Here is a 16,025-nt window from a genome sequence, read left to right as displayed (position 1 = left end):
AACTTTATATTCCATTCACCATTCATTCCTCATTATTTAATTATTCAGCCTTTTCCCAGGTAGTTGTACGCCCAAAAAGTGAGATGCCAACATACCCGCGAATGGCTAATGTTTTGCCTTTGTAAGTAATATTGCAGGAGTAAGTTTTACCGTTTTTAGGATCGTAAATTTTGCCGTCGGTATATTTGTCGTCACCATCAGGCACAAAACCTTCCAATATGTGTAAACCAATGATTGGTCTGCTGCGCAATTTTTCGTCCTTGTTTTCCTCATCGGTTTTAGGTTTACCATTTTTTAATGGTTCCTTTAGCCATACTATTTTGCCGTTAAACTTGCCATCGGCACCCTTGCTGATCTGTATTTTGGCACTTTTGATATCGTTGTACCACAGACCTTCAATTTTATCGGTTTGAGCTTTGGCTGCGATGTTTACTGAGGTGATAGTTAGCAGGATTAATACTAATCGGGCGAAATACTGTTTAGGTGATGACATAGTTTTGCTTGGTTATTACTAAATAATTAAATAGGTCCGATTAAAAAATAAGATACAGACTTAGCTACGGAGCTGTAATAAACAGCGGTAATAAGTTGCACCCTTTTTAAAGAGACAAACAGAATTACAAGACAGGTTAAAAATTAATTTAGTATTGGTTTATAATAAACAAATATCCTTTTTAGCGAAGTTTAACAAAGGTCTAAATGACGGAAACATTTGTCAAAATTTCGGAACATTCTATTTGCCTTGTTATAAATTGTTTTATTAAAGATAGTTATTTCTCTGCCAACTCTTTCACCAAATCAATATACTCCCGCATAGCATTATCAGCAGGGGCGCCTTTGAGTTTTAACCAGGCATCATACTTTGCCCTGGCTACAAAATCAAACATGCCCGGCGGGTTTTCTGTATTGATATCACCTTCTGTTGCCTGCTTGTACAGACTATATAAACGCAGCAGGTTTTCATTGTTGGGGCGGGAAGGTAGCTGCTTACTTTGGGCAATCGCGTTTTCGAAGTCTATTTTTTGATCAGTCATAGTTATTTTAGTTGTCAGGATTTAGTTGCATGAGCGCCCTGCTCTATATAGTCCGCGCTTCTCGGGGCTTTCATGAATAGTTGGCTTAACTCAATGGGTAATACTGCGAGCTTGCGCTTTTCCATATCAATCCAGGCGCCATGAACCATAATTACGGAGGCCTTAACGCCATCGCTTCGGTACAACTCATGCCTGATAGACCACCGGGAACCATCAGGCCGTGATTGGGTTACCTCGCAGGTTACTTTTATGTTGTCGTTTAGTGTTACTTCGCGCAGATAAACCAATTCTTCCTTAAACAACACCGGGCCAATTTTAAAGGCGAAAAGTTTTGTTGGCCTCAGGCCCAGACTTTCGAGCATATTTAACCTGGCCTGTGCTGCAACGTCAGCATAAGCAGAATGCCGCATATGCTGGTTTGCATCAATTTGCGACCATAATATCTGTCCTTCATAAAAAACGTTCATAGCCTTATTATTTATGATTTTGCCTGAATTTCTTTACTGCTTCCTTAAGTTTTGGTAAAACCTCCAGGGCATCACCAACAACACCGTAGTTAGCTGCTTTAAAAAACGGCGCTTCAGGATCTTTATTTATTACCACAATGGTTTTTGAACCATTAACCCCGGCCAGGTGCTGGATAGCTCCTGAAATGCCTACCGCTATATACAGATTGGGCCTTACGGTACCACCTGTTTGCCCCACATGCTCATGATGGGGGCGCCAGTGGGCATCGGCTACCGGGCGAGAGCATGCTGTTGCAGCGCCGAGTTCTTTTGCCAGGTCTTCAATCAGTCCCCAGTTTTCAGGGCCTTTCATACCCCGGCCGCCGGATACTACCAACTGTGCATCGCCGAGCGGGATCTCGCCAGTTATTTTATTGACTTCTTTAACTTTAATGCCAAAGTCCTTATCAACAAAGCTCATGTCCAGTTTTTCAATGGATGCTTTGCCATCAACCTTGTTCAGCGGGAAAGTGTTAGGCATCAGTGTGATTACTTTTACATCGCTGGTGATGTTTAGATAAGCAAATGCTTTGCCTGAGAAAACGGCTTTTTTGATCACAAACCCTTTATCTGTATCAGGGTAGGATAATGCACCAGCAACCAAACCGGCATTAAGTTTTACGGCCAATCGAGGTGCAACAGCACGACCGTTTATATCATGCAGCGCTATAATGATCTTGCTATTTTCTTTTTGAGCGGCTGCGAATAAGGCGCTTGTATAAGCCCTTGCATGAAGTTCATCCAAACGGGCATCAGCAACATGCAGTACTTTTTGTGCTCCATATTGGCCCAGGCTTTCCATTTCATTATCGGCAACCGTGCCTAAAACTACTGCGGTAACTGTTGTTCCTGCTTTTTTGGCGATACCGGAAGCATATTGTACAGCTTCAAAACTCTTCTTTTTTATGATTCCATCGGTGTGTTCAACCAATACTATTACTGACATTTTTTATAGGTTTTAGTTAAATAAAAAGACCGCTTATATAACCTTTGCTTCGGTATGCAGCAGTTCTACCAGTTCGTCCATATCATCAGGACTAATCAATTTGATCCCTGCCTTTGCGGGTGGTAACTCGTATGACAAAATATCCGTCACCGCATTAACAGCAGCAGGCGTAATCACTTTTAGCGGACGGGTACGGGCAGCCATAATACCCCGCATGTTGGGGATACGGGCTTCGGCAACTCCTTTTTGGCACGCAATAACCAGTGGTAAGTTACAGGTGTTGGTTTCTTCGCCGCCTTCAATTTCGCGTTTTACAGTTGCGATGTTTCCTTCTATCTGGATGTTGCTTGCAAAGCCTATGTAATCAGTATCAAGCAATTCGGCAAGCATGGCACCCACAGCACCGTTGTTATAATCGATAGATTCTTTACCGCAGAGGACCAGGTCATAACCTACGCTTTTAGCATATTCTGCTATATAATTAGCGGTTTCATAAGGATCATTACTGTCAGCATCAATCCTGATAGCTTCGTCGCCACCTAAAGCCAGCGCTTTCCTGATCACCGGTTCTGTATCGGCTTTGCCAACAGTGATCAGGTGCACATCAGTTGCAATGCCGCTTTCTTTCAGTTCAAGCGCCCGGATTAGCGCGTACCATTCATCATAAGGGTTTATTACATACGTAACTCCCTGTTTGTTTATAGCGGTATTGTTGTCTTTTAATACAATTTTAGTGCTTGTATCAGGCACCTGGCTTATGCACACTAATATCTTCATACTTTAAGTTTGGAGTTGTTTGTTAGCAGATGGAAAATCACATTGAAAGCCCCTCTGAGCCTCCCTGCCATCGGGCAGCGGAGGCTCTATCATCCTCTTGTCGGGAAGCGTCGAGTGTAGAACACTCCCTTTCCTCTGGAGAGGTAGGGGTTTGGGTTATCAGACCTAATAGCAGTATTTATTCGCGCTTATTAGTTTAGCGGCAATATTTCTGCGAGCCTGTGTGGTGTTAATATCTTCGGTTTTGGTAAAGCGCTTTAGACCCATCAGCATCATTCTGCGTTCATCGCCCTCGGCAAATGAGTTAAGCGCTTCCCTGCCCGATTTGGCTATATGTTCGGCGGCGTCATTGATATAAACACGCATCATGTCTAATTGTTCTTTACAGGCATCTTCTCCTTTTAGGCCAACCAGTTTTTCAACGCGCAACTGTAATGATTCGCTCACGTAAAGCTCAATAAGCATATCTGCAAGGCACATGAGCACTTCCTGCTCCTTACCTAATTGTGCCATTAGTTTTTGTACCGCGGCACCAGCTACCATGAGCACTGCCTTTTTGAAATTGGCTATGTATTTTTTCTCTTTAGTAAACAGGTCTTCATCTCCTGCACCACCAAAGTCAGGTACGCTTACCAATTCGCCGGCAACCTTTTGAGCAGGACCCATCAGGTCGAGCTCACCTTTTAAGGCACGTTTCAGCATCATATCAACCGTGAGCATACGGTTAATTTCATTGGTGCCTTCAAAGATCCGGTTGATGCGTGAATCGCGATAGGCCCTGTCCATAGGAGCTTCGGCGCTGTAACCCATGCCGCCATAGATCTGCACACCTTCATCAACCACATAATCAAGCGTTTCTGAAGCATGTACCTTTATAATAGCTGCTTCAATGGCAAACTGCTCTGTTCCTTTAAGCTTGGCTTTTATCTCATCAAGACCGGATGCTTCGTACATTTCCGTAGCTTCTTCCATATTTGAACTGGCCCTGTATATGGCAGATTCTGAAGCATAAACACTGATAGCCTGCTGAGCCAGTTTATAACGGATAGCACCATATTTTGAAATAGGGCGGCCAAATTGCTCACGCTCATTGGCATAACGAATGGACGAAGTAATGACCTCCTTACTGGCACCAACGGTAGCACCGCCTAATTTAATGCGGCCCAGGTTTAAAATATTTACTGCAATCTTAAAACCGTTTTGCCTGTCTGATAGAAGGTTTTCAACAGGTATCTTACAGTCGTTAAAAAATACCTGCCGGGTTGAGCTGCCTTTGATACCCATTTTGTGCTCTTCGGTATTTAATGAAAGTCCTTCAAAATCTTTCTCTACAATAAAGGCGCTTAGGTTTTCATCGTCGTCAATCTTCGCGAAAACGGTAAAAATATCAGCAAAGCCTGCATTGGTGATCCACATTTTTTGACCGGTAAGTAAATAGTATTTACCATCGGCAGAAAGCTTTGCCCTTGCCTTGCCCGAGTTGGCATCAGAACCTGCACCAGGTTCGGTAAGACAATAAGCGCCTTTCCACTCGCCACTGGCCAGCTTTGGGATATATTTTTCCTTTTGCGCATCGTTACCGTAGTATAAAATAGGCAGGGTACCTATGCCGGTATGGGCCGAAAAAGCAACAGAGAAAGAATTGCCTGCACCCAATTTTTCGGTAACCAGCATAGAGGTTTTAAAATCTTTACCAAAGCCACCGTATTGTTCAGGTATGGAAATGCTTAGCAATCCAAGCGCACCGGCCTCTTCCATTAAATGGGGCATTAAACCTTCTTCCTGCTCATCAATACGGTTTAAATTAGGGACTACGTTTTGTGCAAGAAAATTGGTACATGTTTCTGCGATCATTAGCTGCTCTTCGTTCCACTCTTCCGGAATAAAAACACTATCTGCCTGTGTTTCCCTGATCAGGAACTCACCACCCTTTATAGCTTTTATAGATTCAGTTGCACTCATGATTAAATATTTAACTTTTATGATCTTCTGCTTCTTTTTTTAATTAAGTACACAATACAAAGAGCTAAGTTTCTGCAAATGAATATTTTATATTCATTGCCTTACATAGCGTGATAATTGCTTTCGGCATTAGCTATCTGATACCAGCTCAACAAGCTTTACGGACAGCAATTTATTTGGTTTTATAATCTGGAGTAAAATTAGAGGGCTTGGGGAGCGAAAAAAAGGGCTGCAGTGCGGAGATATTAGTCAAAAAGTCGGAAAGAGGAATGGAACTTGCGCTCGTCTGCGACAATAAGTGTTCGAAAGATTATAATCTCCGTGTTCATTCCCTCCCCACGGGAGGGGTGCAGCGGATTGTGTAATGGCAGGGAGGGGTTTCTAAGAGCGATTGAACCTTTATAGCTTATAAATCCCTACCTCCCCTTCCCCAGGGAAGGAATCGCACAACCTCCGCTTTTCTTTTATTTCCCCACAACATCTCGGATCGCAGACGAGCGTAAGATGCTTTTTTTAATGTGTAGTTACCATTCTGTAATCAGAAGGCGACATACCGGTATGTTTTTTAAAGTACTTACCAAATGAGGATTGATCCGGAAAGTTGATCTCTTCGGCTACCCTGGCAATGCTGATGTCGTGATTTCTGAGCAGTACCTTAGCTTCCAGTATTACAGCATCGTCTATCCATTCGCCAGCTGTTCGGCCGGTTACTTCCTTAATGGTTTCTGTTAAGTGTTTTGGTGAAACATAAAGCAAATCGGCATAATACTGTACGTTGCGGTGCTCTTTATAATGATGAAAAACAAGTTCCTGAAACAGTACGTTTAATTCCTGCTTTCGGGTTTGTTTTCCTTTTATTATTACGTGTTGCTTTTCGTAAATAGATTCTACTTCGTAAAGCATGGTAGTTAACATGCTCCTGGAGATCTCCATACGATAGGGATGATCTTCGCGAGCTAACTTTTGTTGCATCAATAAATAAATATCAAGCAGCATTTTGGCATCCTCATGATCAGGATAGATCACCGGGAGTGATGCGCTTTTAAAATAGCTGAATGATTCCAGGAAATGACTGTTAACATTGTTTTCGGTTAAAAAGGCCTTTGAAAAAACGATGAACCTGCATAAAAAATCATCGCTGCTGTTATAGATCCTTAAAATATGGAAGGGTGTAGCGAGCAGCATGGCATCCTGCCGGGCCTCATAAACCTGTAGGTTTGCCTCAACCTGGGCGGTTCCGCGGGTACAGATGCCTATAATATAGCCATCAGAACGGTAGGGGTATTCACTTAAACTTAATAGTTGTTTTTCGTCGGCTATAAAAAATTCCGGGCTTACCAACTTGTCTGCATAAAGATCGGCAAATTTGGATAGGCTTAGCTGTCCAACCTTTTTACTTACATATTTGGAACTTTTACTCATGTAACGGAAAGATATAATTTTATTGCTGAATTTATTAAAAGTGTTAATTATTCGGCAACTATATTTAATACTATTTTTCTTTAATTATATAATAATTAAGTTTTATCCGACTTTTTGACTAATATCTCCGCACTGCTGCCCTTTTTTTCATTTCAAACCATCCTAATTTTATTTTTTTAAAAATGTGGTTTGTTCCCCCAAAACAAGCTGCATATTATAAACCAATTATATTCTATTATGAGAAAACTTATACTATTGCTATTCGCAATAATGCCTGCTATGGTATTTGCCCAGGGTTTCCAGGTTAACCTTCACGGACAGAAACAGATAGGCATGGGACATACTGGCACAGGTTTATTGCAAGATGGCGCTTCTGTTTTATTTAATCCTGGCGCCGTAGCTATGCTCCCGGAAAATTATGTACAGGCAGGTGTTAGCCCGTTACTTTTTAAGTCTGATTTTAATCCCAGTGGTACTACTGATCAGTTTCGTACCAAAAACAAGATAGCCACTCCGTTCACTTTTTATGCTGTCTGGGGTCCTAAGGATTCCTGGTGGAAATTAGGTTTAGGAGTTTATACACCGTTTGGTGGTTTAACCGATTGGGGTAACACCTGGACAGGGAAATACGTACTGCAAAGCCTTAACCTGAAAGCAATTTACTTTCAGCCAACTTTAAGTATCAAGTTAGCCGATTTCCTGAGTGTAGGCGGCGGGTTTGTTTATAATCACGGCGATGTGGATTTAACCAGGGCTATCCCATTGGTAAACGCGTCGGGGCAGCCGGGGCAAGCCGAGCTTAAGGGGAAAGGCCATGGCTACGGTTGGAATGCAGGGATATATGTAAAAACAGAAGCTGGGATCACCGTCGGTATAACACATCGATCACGGGTGAATACTACTGTAAAAAATGGCGACGCTATTTTTAATGTACCGGCATCATTACAATCCATTTTTCCGCAGCCAAACACGTTTACCACCACACTTCCATTGCCGTCAACCTCCTCCATCGGGTTTGGATTTTATCCGTCAGACAAATGGACACTGGCCCTCGATGTGAATTTTACCAATTGGGATGTGTATAAGGTACTGGCATTTGATTATGCAACAAACACATCGGCATTACAGGATACCTATTCACCGCGAAACTACAAGGATGCGTGGAGTTACAGGGGCGGTGCACAGTATAAAGCTAACAGTAAACTGGCCTTGCGCTTTGGCGGTGGTTATGCTACCTCAGCAGTTGCTGATGGTTATGTTACACCCGAGGCACCCGATGCCAATCGCTATTATGTTACCGCTGGCTTAGGTTATACACTGGCCAGGCACCTTGATCTGGATCTGTCGTTTGAATACGAATACCTGAAGGCCCGTACTCAAACCAATATTGAGTCGCAATTATCTGGTACGTTTAAAACAAATGTCTACATCCCCGGCATATCGCTTGCTTATCACTGGTAAACTTAAACACTTAATTAGATGAAAACTTTCAGATCATATCTCCATATATTTTTAGTTACGGGTTTATTAGGCTTTGCTGCCTGTAAAACCAGTATCAATACACCAACCCCATCGCGCGGAACGGCAGATTTTTCAAGATATATTGCTGTGGGTAATTCCCTTACCGCAGGTTATGCCGATGGTGGCCTGTACCGCGATGGACAATTAAACTCTTATCCCAGCATTATTGCCAAACAAATGCAAAGCGCGGGCGGTGGCACGTTTACACAGCCTTTATTTAATACTGATCAGGCTAACGGCTCAGGGTATTTAAAATTAGCCGGTTTTAACGCCGACGGTACACCCAAAACAGAACAGGTTACAGCTAATTTGGCTTTACACGGGCAATTAACGGTTCCTGGTTTTGGCAACGTAATTCTGTATACAAAATATAGCGGCGATTTAAACAATTATGGTGTACCGGGCATTAAATTACAGCAAATAACCTATGCGCCTTATGGTAATTTAAACGGCTTTTTTGAAAGATTGCTGCCAGGAAGCGCCCCCGCGAATACCACTACTTATCTTGATTTTGTTACGGCAAAGCCATTTACCTTTTTTACCGACTGGCTGGGTAATAACGATGCCTTATTATACGCTACAAGCGGCGGGGCGGGTGATGTACTTACAGATAAAGGTTTATTTTCACAATTGTACAACCTATCTATAAGCAAACTAACTGCAGCGGGCCAAAAAGGAGCTGTGGCAACTATCCCGGATGTTACGGCTGTACCCTATTTTAACACCATAACTATTCCGGCTATTTTGGCGGGAGTACAAAAAGCTAATCCAACTGTAAAGGCCCTTTATGTAAACGCGCTTGTATCGGCTGGTACATATGCCCCAAGAGTGGCAACCGCTAAGGATCTGGTGATACTTACCTTTAGCACAGCTTTAATAGGATCGCCGGTAACCACACCAGTTGGAACTTTGCCATATGGTTTAACACCATACACGCCTATTGAAAATAAATATGTGCTTGATGAAAACGAAGTAGCACTTACGCAGGATTATGTTACATCCTATAACACAACCATTAAAGCCGCGGCGGCATCCAAGGGGCTGGCTGTTTTTGATGCCTATACTTTTTTAAATGATATTAAGGCTCACGGGTTGGCTGTTAACGGTGTAAATGTAAGCTCCAACTACATCAGCGGGGGGCTATTTTCATTAGATGGGGTGCATTTAACACCGCGTGGTTATGCCATAGTGGCTAATGAATTTATAAAGGCTATTAATGGCCGATATGGCTCGTCGATTCCGTTGGCTGATATTTCAAGCTATAACGGGGTTAAGTTCCCTTAAAAAATTCTGAATACTGATCTTATATTTTGAATTTACAACGGCCCGTTAATTAACCGGGCCGTTGTTTTTACCAATGCGATCTGTTTTTAAGCATAAGCTTATAAAGGGTACAATTTTACTATTAGTAGTGTTAATGTAGGGGTGCTAAAATCAGCAATGGAACGTAAAATTGGAATTTACTCTCTATATTTAGAAACCAATTAATTATAAACTGAAGAGTAAAGTGCATAAGAGTATTAACAGCAATCATATTCAAGAATTGATTGCAGGCAATGAGTCTGCGTTCGATATTATCTATGAAACGTATTGTGATAAAGTTTACAGGCTGGCATTCAGGTTTTTAAAAGATAGAGAACAGAGTGAAGAAATTGTGCAGGAGTGTTTTATAAATCTTTGGATGAGCCGGCAAAAGCTAAACCCGGAGGGGAATATATGGTTGTATCTGTATGTTATTGCCAAAAGGTTATCGCTAAATACATTAAGGCAAATTTGCCAATCAAGAGAACTTACAGGAAAGTTAATTAACTATATCGCAACCGTACATAATAACACGGAAGAAGATGTATTGGTACATGATCTGGAACAATTTACAGAAAAGATCATTAACCAGCTTCCAAAGCAGCAACAACTGATCTTTAGGTTAAGCCGTATTGAGCACCTGTCGCATAAAGAAATAGCAGATCAATTGCAAATTTCGCCTAATACTGTAAAAAATCACATGGTTGAAGCACTCAAAACTTTGAAATCTCACCTGCAATATTCTGATCTTATCTTCTTTTTAGCCTTATTTTTCCGGATCTGATCTTTTTTTGATAAGGCGGTTTTCCCATTTTTAATGAAGACTTAAACTATTAACACTTTTTAACTTTTTATGATAATAACCAGATAATAACTATTTATAGATTTGAGTAATCTGATCATAAAATTTACTGCGTTAATTCTTCCTTTAAATTATCAATTACCAGAACCATAAGAAGATAAACCCAATGAAAAAGAAATTAATATTGCTTGGTTGTATGTTTTTTTTAGGTACAACTGTCTTTGCACAAAGCCAAAAATCGATGCTGTACAGCAGGGACCCCAAACTGGCTAAAAACAAAAGAATCGTGTACGATTTTTGGCGTTCGGTGCTGGAGGGCGGCCATTTGGAACTTGCCCCGCAATATATGCTGGAAACTTATATCCAGCACAATCCGAATGTGCCGACAGGTAGGCAAGGCTTTATTGATTTCTTTTCAAAATTTGCAAAGGCCCGGCCTATTGTTGATACCATTCAAGGCCCTCTGATCGCTATCGTTGCAGAGGGAGACCGGGTAGTACTTAGTTTTAAAGCAGTGCATCGCGACCCAAAGGACCCGGCAAAAAACTACACAACAACCTCGTTTGAAATGCTCCGTATTGAAAACGGAAAGGTTGCAGAGCATTGGGATTCGGCGCTTAAGGAATAATTTGAGCTACCTGCTCATGACCTTAAAAATAACCTTGTTTTTCCGGATTTGATTTTTTTTCATTTACAACTAGTCCTATCGGTTAATCTGTGTGTTCTATACACACCAACCCCCTTCAGGGGGATATTATAAACCAAAGGACATGAACAAAGATAAACTTAAGCGTTTATTACATCAGTATTTTAACAATGCCATAAGCGATACTGATTGTATTGAGCTGCTTGACTATCTGGGTAATCATGATTCGGAGCAAATAGCCGATATTATTGACGAGCAGATGCTGATGCTTGATAAGGGGCCAAAATTTAACAGTTTGCGGGCTAATAAAGTGCTGGAGCATATTAAAGCCGACCCAAGGTTTGCCAATAAACCTATTGAGCAAATTAATCACAAACAATTAATAGTTAAATTATACCACAATTGGATAAGGGTTGCGGCTCTTATTATTTTTTTTAGTGGTATTGGCTTCTATTTTTTACTTAATAGGTATAATCATATAGCCAACCAAAATAACAAAGCCGTGGTTCGGTCTTCAAAAATTTTACCCGGCAGTAATAAAGCAACGTTGACACTGGCCAACGGGAAAGTTATTTTATTGGATAGCATAGCCGATGGAATGCTTGCAAAATCGGGCAGAACTGTGGTAAACAAAGCTCATAAAGGCGAACTTGTTTACAACACTTTGGCTGATAGTATAAGTCCTGAAGCTAACGCTGTTGTGTATAATACATTATCCACACCAAGGGGTGGTCAGTATCAGTTAAAACTTCCGGATGGCACCAGAGTTTGGTTAAACTCATCATCTTCCATAAGTTATCCTATAGAATTTACAGGCAATGAAAGGCGTGTAAAGCTTACCGGCGAAGCTTATTTTGAAGTTGCCAAGAATAAGGAAAAACCATTTTATGTAAGTATCAATAATAAGATGCAGGTTAAAGTTTTGGGTACGCATTTTAATATAGCCGCCTATAATGATGATGAAGAACTTACTACTACTTTATTAGAAGGCGCTGTCCAGATCAGCAAAAACAACAAGCAGTGTTTATTGAAACCGGGGCAGCAGGCTGTGGTAAGCAACCGTACGGATGTTATTGCAGTTTCAGAAGCCAACGTTAGTCAGGCTATAGCCTGGAAAAATGGATATTTTGTATTTAATGACGAGAGTATTGTTACAATCATGAAAAAAGTATCGCGCTGGTATGATGCGGATATTGAATATCAGGGCAATTTTGAAAACCAGCGTTTTGGCGGCACATTTTACCGGTCTAAAAGCATTAACGAATTATTGCATCATCTTGAAAAGATAGGAAAGGTTCACTTTAAAATTACAGGAAGGAGGATCACAGTTATGGAATAGTTTTACACTCCCATTTCTCTATTCAATTATCTGTGAAGTAAACCAGGAGCGTTTCGGACCGCCCCTGGTATTAGCCATAGTATGACTATGTCAGATAATGAAATTAATTGCAGCGAATAAAACCACTTATTAATAAACTGACATTCAAATGTATAAAAATTTTACTGCATTTACTTGCGGCAAACAACGTGGGCGCCTATATAAACCAGTGCTTATCATGAAACTAACCCTTATTTTGCTAACGGCAACCTTTTTACAGGTAACGGCGGCAACTTATGCACAAAAGGTTACATTAAAAGTCGAAAAAGGTAATTTAAAGGAAGTATTTGAGCAAATACAAAATCAAACAGGTTATGATTTTTTGTATAATTCAGATGACCTGAAAATTGCCAGACCGGTAAACCTCGACCTTAAAAATGTTACCTTAAAACAAGCATTGGACATATGTTTTAAAAATCAGTTATTGACTTATGTAATTGAGGATAAAACTATACTCATTAGTAAAAAGGCAATAAGCCCTGACAATAAATTAAACATCCCCAAAAAAATCATCGGGAAAGTTACAGACAGTAAAGGCTTGCCCTTACCCGGAGTGACCATCAAAGAAAAAGGTACAAAGGCCGCTGTAATAACCGACAATAATGGGTATTACGTTATCAATGTTGCTGATGATAATGCCACACTTGTTTTTTCCTTTATTGGCTTTGTTACCAAAGAGGTTCCACTCAATGGCAAGGCAGAGTTAAATGTATTTCTTGAAGATAGTTCGCAAGGACTTAACGAGGTTATTGTGGTTGGTTATGGTACCCAAAAGAAAGAAACGGTTACCGGGGCCATATCAACCATTGGCACAAGTGAGCTGGTGCAATCACCAGTGGCCAACTTAAGTAATGCCCTGGCCGGTCGTTTATCTGGTTTAACGGCTATCCAAAATTCAGGAAAGCCGGGCGATGACAACTCAACCCTGTACGTAAGGGGTGTTGGAACTTATACCGGCGTAACCGCTCCCTTAATTATGGTTGATGGAGTAGCCAGGGACAGCTATAATGATATTGACCCCAATGAAGTTGCATCCATAAGTATCCTGAAAGATGCCTCGGCCACAGCGGTATATGGGGTTCGTGGTGCCAACGGTGTAATCCTGATCACTACTAAACGTGGTAAAGAAGGAGCCCCAAAGGTTAGCGCGACAGCCCAAACCGCAATATCACAGTTTTCGAGCATGCCCGACTTTGTTAACTCCTATCAGTATGCCTCCTTATTAAATGAGCAGAGTTATGAAAACTATTGGATACAACATGCTAAAGATGCTGATATTAATACCTGGGCTGATTTTGCTCAAAAACGCGACGCGAATTGGGTAAAGGAAGCAACTATTTACTACTCTCCCCAGGATCTGAAATATTATCAAAACGCACGCACGCCTTTAGTTAATGGTAAAGCGAATCCTTATTATGATCCTTATGGTCACCCTGATCAGGATTGGAAAAAACAGATCTTTAATAAGTTTGCTCCGCAAACCCAATATAACGCCAATATTACCGGCGGTACAGAATCAGTTAAATATTTTGTTTCCTTAGGTTACTTAAGCCAGGGCGGTTTATTTAATACTGATTACATGCCGTTTGGCGATGATATGCAATTCAAAAAGAAACGCTATAACCTGCGTGGAAACCTTGATTTTGATGTGAACAAGAATTTCAGGGTATCGGTTGATATTGCTACACAGTATGTAACCATAACCGGTATGGATAACGATGGCTATACCTGGGAAAAACGTATTCTATGGTCTTCACCACTGGGCTCTCCGGGCATAATAGATGGTAAATTTGTAGTGCCATTTAGCAATCAGAATGACCAGCTAAATCCTTTGTATGCCATAGCCAATAGTAATAATTATAATATTAATACTAATAGTACTTTAAACTCTTCCATCAGGTTAACACATAAGCTTGATTTTATTACCGAAGGTTTATCGGTAAACGCCAGGGGAGCTTATGACAGCTATTTCCAGGATCGCTCATACGGAAAATATACACCATTACTATATGGCGTAAGGCCAAATCCTAACGGAGATCTTTTAAATCCTATCCTGGTTCAGATAACCAACGATGTGGCGCCGTCGCGGTCAACTGATTATTATACCGAAAAATGGCGTAAGGTATATGGTGAGTTCTCTATAAATTACAACCATACTTTTGCCAAAAAACATGTTGTTACCGGCCTTATACTGGCCAATGCCGAAAAAAGATACGATCCTACCTATGTACCCGACCTTCCTCATGCTTATGAGGGCGCGGCAGGCAGGGTAACCTATGGTTATGATAACCGGTATTTAGCCGAATATGACATGGGTTATAATGGATCTGAAAACTTTCCAGAAGGTAAAAGATTTGGCTTTCTTCCCGCTTATTCATTAGGCTGGATAGCAAGTAATGAGTCGTTCTTCCCTAAAAATGATTATGTAACCTACTTTAAAGTAAGAGGGAGTTTAGGTAAAGTAGGGAACGATGGTATATACATCCCGGGCAGTAATCCTCCAAAGCTTGCCCGTTATTTATATTTACCTGATACCTGGCAATACGGACAAGGTTACAATAACGGTGGGGGATACACCTTTGGTACGCTGAATGACCGTAACACCATAAAGGGAGCATATGAAAATGTGTTAGGAAACCCGGATGTAACCTGGGAAACCGCTACTAAATCAAACATAGGTTTAGAGGCCCATTTTTTTAATGAGCACCTATCTGTTACCTATGATCATTATAACGAGCATCGTAAAAATATTCTTTCGTACAAGGGAAGTGTTCCTGGTATTGTGCAGGCTACCCTGCCTCCTTACAACCTTGGCGAAGTTAGAAACTGGGGTAATGAGATCGAAATTAGCTACAACAGTACGCCTGGCAAATTTACCTGGTGGGTAAAAGGAAATGCATCAACCAATAAAAACAAAATTATTTTTAAAGATGAGGCCATTGCTCCGGGCTTAGAATATCAGGCAGCTACCGGGCGCCCTATTAATCAGGGATCGTATTTGCAGGCTAATGGGCTTTACACCTCCTGGTCGCAGTTATATGCCATGGACGCTAACGGAAACCCTGTTTTATCCAGCCCGGTAAGAGCATTGGATAAAAGCGGAAAGCCTTATGTAAATGCTTCAGGAGCCCCTGTTTATCAAAAAGACCTTGGCTATTCAGGAGCACCTTTACAACCCGGTGAAGTACGTTTAGTTGACGTTAATGGCGACGGGATTATCAACGAGAAAGATTATGTAAGAACCGGAAAAACTGATCTGCCAGAACTTAGCTATGGTTTTTCGTTTGGCTTTAACTTCAAAGGGTTTGACTTTTCTGCTTTACTACAGGGTGTTAGCGGGGTTGCTAAGTACGCTATGCAGGAGCTACACTTTAACAAACAGCAGTCGCTTTTTGATGTAGATGAGAACCGCTTTACCCAGGAGCGCTATGATAACGGAGAAAGGATAGATTTCCCGATAGCCGCATATAACCAGGCTGCTGCTTATAATACCTTCTTCCTTAAAAGTACAGCTTACGTACGGTTAAAAAATGCTGAAATAGGTTATACGCTTAAACCAAGCTTTTTAAAGAAAGTAGGGATCAAATCTGCCCGTTTTTATGTGAACGGATATAACCTGTACACATGGTCACCTAATAAGATCTGGGGCGATCCTGAGAATTTGGGTTATATCGGTTATCCGCTTACCCGCACTTATAACGTGGGCGTAAATGTTAATTTTTAATCAAT

The 16,025-nt window shown here is 41.1% G+C and carries 13 protein-coding genes; 6 read left to right on the top strand and 7 right to left on the bottom strand.

Features of this window, described 5'->3' with window-relative positions:
• Positions 1 to 40 precede the first annotated feature (40 nt).
• The 7 genes from M2273_RS14075 to M2273_RS14045 all read right to left on the bottom strand — a co-directional run bounded on the left by M2273_RS14075 (position 41) and on the right by M2273_RS14045 (position 6,647).
• Positions 41 to 493: a DUF2147 domain-containing protein gene (locus tag M2273_RS14075; protein WP_429397839.1), complete on the bottom strand. Its 453-nt coding sequence runs from the start codon at positions 491 to 493 to the stop codon at positions 41 to 43.
• 277 nt (positions 494 to 770) lie between these two features.
• Positions 771 to 1,034, bottom strand: coding sequence for an acyl-CoA-binding protein (locus M2273_RS14070; protein WP_429397837.1), 264 nt, complete (start codon positions 1,032 to 1,034; stop codon positions 771 to 773).
• A 14-nt stretch (positions 1,035 to 1,048) separates the two neighbouring features.
• On the bottom strand, positions 1,049 to 1,501 hold the full coding sequence (locus M2273_RS14065; RefSeq protein WP_429397835.1) for an acyl-CoA thioesterase: 453 nt from the start codon (positions 1,499 to 1,501) through the stop codon (positions 1,049 to 1,051).
• A 7-nt stretch (positions 1,502 to 1,508) separates the two neighbouring features.
• Positions 1,509 to 2,486 (bottom strand): electron transfer flavoprotein subunit alpha/FixB family protein, encoded by a 978-nt coding sequence (locus tag M2273_RS14060; RefSeq protein ID WP_429397833.1) that lies wholly within the window; start codon positions 2,484 to 2,486, stop codon positions 1,509 to 1,511.
• Positions 2,487 to 2,519: 33 nt separating this feature from the next.
• On the bottom strand, positions 2,520 to 3,263 hold the full coding sequence (locus M2273_RS14055; RefSeq protein WP_429397831.1) for an electron transfer flavoprotein subunit beta/FixA family protein: 744 nt from the start codon (positions 3,261 to 3,263) through the stop codon (positions 2,520 to 2,522).
• A gap of 165 nt (positions 3,264 to 3,428) precedes the next feature.
• On the bottom strand, positions 3,429 to 5,225 hold the full coding sequence (locus M2273_RS14050; protein WP_429397829.1) for an acyl-CoA dehydrogenase family protein: 1,797 nt from the start codon (positions 5,223 to 5,225) through the stop codon (positions 3,429 to 3,431).
• Positions 5,226 to 5,738: 513 nt separating this feature from the next.
• Entirely contained in the window at positions 5,739 to 6,647 is a 909-nt protein-coding gene (locus M2273_RS14045) for a helix-turn-helix domain-containing protein (RefSeq protein WP_429397827.1), read from the bottom strand.
• Between the two features lie 237 nt (positions 6,648 to 6,884).
• Here M2273_RS14045 and M2273_RS14040 point away from each other — a divergent pair, with 237 nt between their 5' ends.
• From M2273_RS14040 to M2273_RS14015, 6 genes are all read left to right on the top strand, one after another.
• Entirely contained in the window at positions 6,885 to 8,108 is a 1,224-nt protein-coding gene (locus M2273_RS14040) for an OmpP1/FadL family transporter (RefSeq protein ID WP_429397825.1), read from the top strand.
• An 18-nt stretch (positions 8,109 to 8,126) separates the two neighbouring features.
• A complete protein-coding gene (locus tag M2273_RS14035) occupies positions 8,127 to 9,452 on the top strand; it encodes an SGNH/GDSL hydrolase family protein (RefSeq protein WP_429397823.1) in 1,326 nt (441 codons plus the stop codon).
• Between the two features lie 223 nt (positions 9,453 to 9,675).
• Complete coding sequence (locus tag M2273_RS14030; RefSeq protein WP_429397821.1) at positions 9,676 to 10,254, top strand: RNA polymerase sigma factor; 579 nt, start codon at positions 9,676 to 9,678, stop codon at positions 10,252 to 10,254.
• A gap of 184 nt (positions 10,255 to 10,438) precedes the next feature.
• Complete coding sequence (locus M2273_RS14025; protein ID WP_429397819.1) at positions 10,439 to 10,900, top strand: nuclear transport factor 2 family protein; 462 nt, start codon at positions 10,439 to 10,441, stop codon at positions 10,898 to 10,900.
• 142 nt (positions 10,901 to 11,042) lie between these two features.
• Positions 11,043 to 12,257, top strand: coding sequence for a FecR family protein (locus M2273_RS14020; RefSeq protein WP_429397817.1), 1,215 nt, complete (start codon positions 11,043 to 11,045; stop codon positions 12,255 to 12,257).
• A gap of 217 nt (positions 12,258 to 12,474) precedes the next feature.
• Complete coding sequence (locus M2273_RS14015; protein ID WP_429397815.1) at positions 12,475 to 16,020, top strand: TonB-dependent receptor; 3,546 nt, start codon at positions 12,475 to 12,477, stop codon at positions 16,018 to 16,020.
• The last annotated feature ends 5 nt before the right edge of the window (positions 16,021 to 16,025 follow it).

It is taken from the genome of Mucilaginibacter lappiensis, assembly GCF_050433765.1.
Taxonomy (GTDB): domain Bacteria; phylum Bacteroidota; class Bacteroidia; order Sphingobacteriales; family Sphingobacteriaceae; genus Mucilaginibacter; species Mucilaginibacter lappiensis_A.
The sequence above is the reverse complement of the archived record's forward strand: the minus strand, read 5'-3'. Positions and strand labels throughout refer to the sequence as shown.

What these genes read in the sequence shown, in the direction of transcription:
- M2273_RS14075 (WP_429397839.1), bottom strand. Translation starts at nt 493, where the DNA reads ATGTCATCACCTAAACAGTATTTCGCCCGATTAGTATTAATCCTGCTA.
- M2273_RS14070 (WP_429397837.1), bottom strand. Translation starts at nt 1,034, where the DNA reads ATGACTGATCAAAAAATAGACTTCGAAAACGCGATTGCCCAAAGTAAG.
- M2273_RS14065 (WP_429397835.1), bottom strand. Translation starts at nt 1,501, where the DNA reads ATGAACGTTTTTTATGAAGGACAGATATTATGGTCGCAAATTGATGCA.
- M2273_RS14060 (WP_429397833.1), bottom strand. Translation starts at nt 2,486, where the DNA reads ATGTCAGTAATAGTATTGGTTGAACACACCGATGGAATCATAAAAAAG.
- M2273_RS14055 (WP_429397831.1), bottom strand. Translation starts at nt 3,263, where the DNA reads ATGAAGATATTAGTGTGCATAAGCCAGGTGCCTGATACAAGCACTAAA.
- M2273_RS14050 (WP_429397829.1), bottom strand. Translation starts at nt 5,225, where the DNA reads ATGAGTGCAACTGAATCTATAAAAGCTATAAAGGGTGGTGAGTTCCTG.
- M2273_RS14045 (WP_429397827.1), bottom strand. Translation starts at nt 6,647, where the DNA reads ATGAGTAAAAGTTCCAAATATGTAAGTAAAAAGGTTGGACAGCTAAGC.
- M2273_RS14040 (WP_429397825.1), top strand. Translation starts at nt 6,885, where the DNA reads ATGAGAAAACTTATACTATTGCTATTCGCAATAATGCCTGCTATGGTA.
- M2273_RS14035 (WP_429397823.1), top strand. Translation starts at nt 8,127, where the DNA reads ATGAAAACTTTCAGATCATATCTCCATATATTTTTAGTTACGGGTTTA.
- M2273_RS14025 (WP_429397819.1), top strand. Translation starts at nt 10,439, where the DNA reads ATGAAAAAGAAATTAATATTGCTTGGTTGTATGTTTTTTTTAGGTACA.
- M2273_RS14020 (WP_429397817.1), top strand. Translation starts at nt 11,043, where the DNA reads ATGAACAAAGATAAACTTAAGCGTTTATTACATCAGTATTTTAACAAT.
- M2273_RS14015 (WP_429397815.1), top strand. Translation starts at nt 12,475, where the DNA reads ATGAAACTAACCCTTATTTTGCTAACGGCAACCTTTTTACAGGTAACG.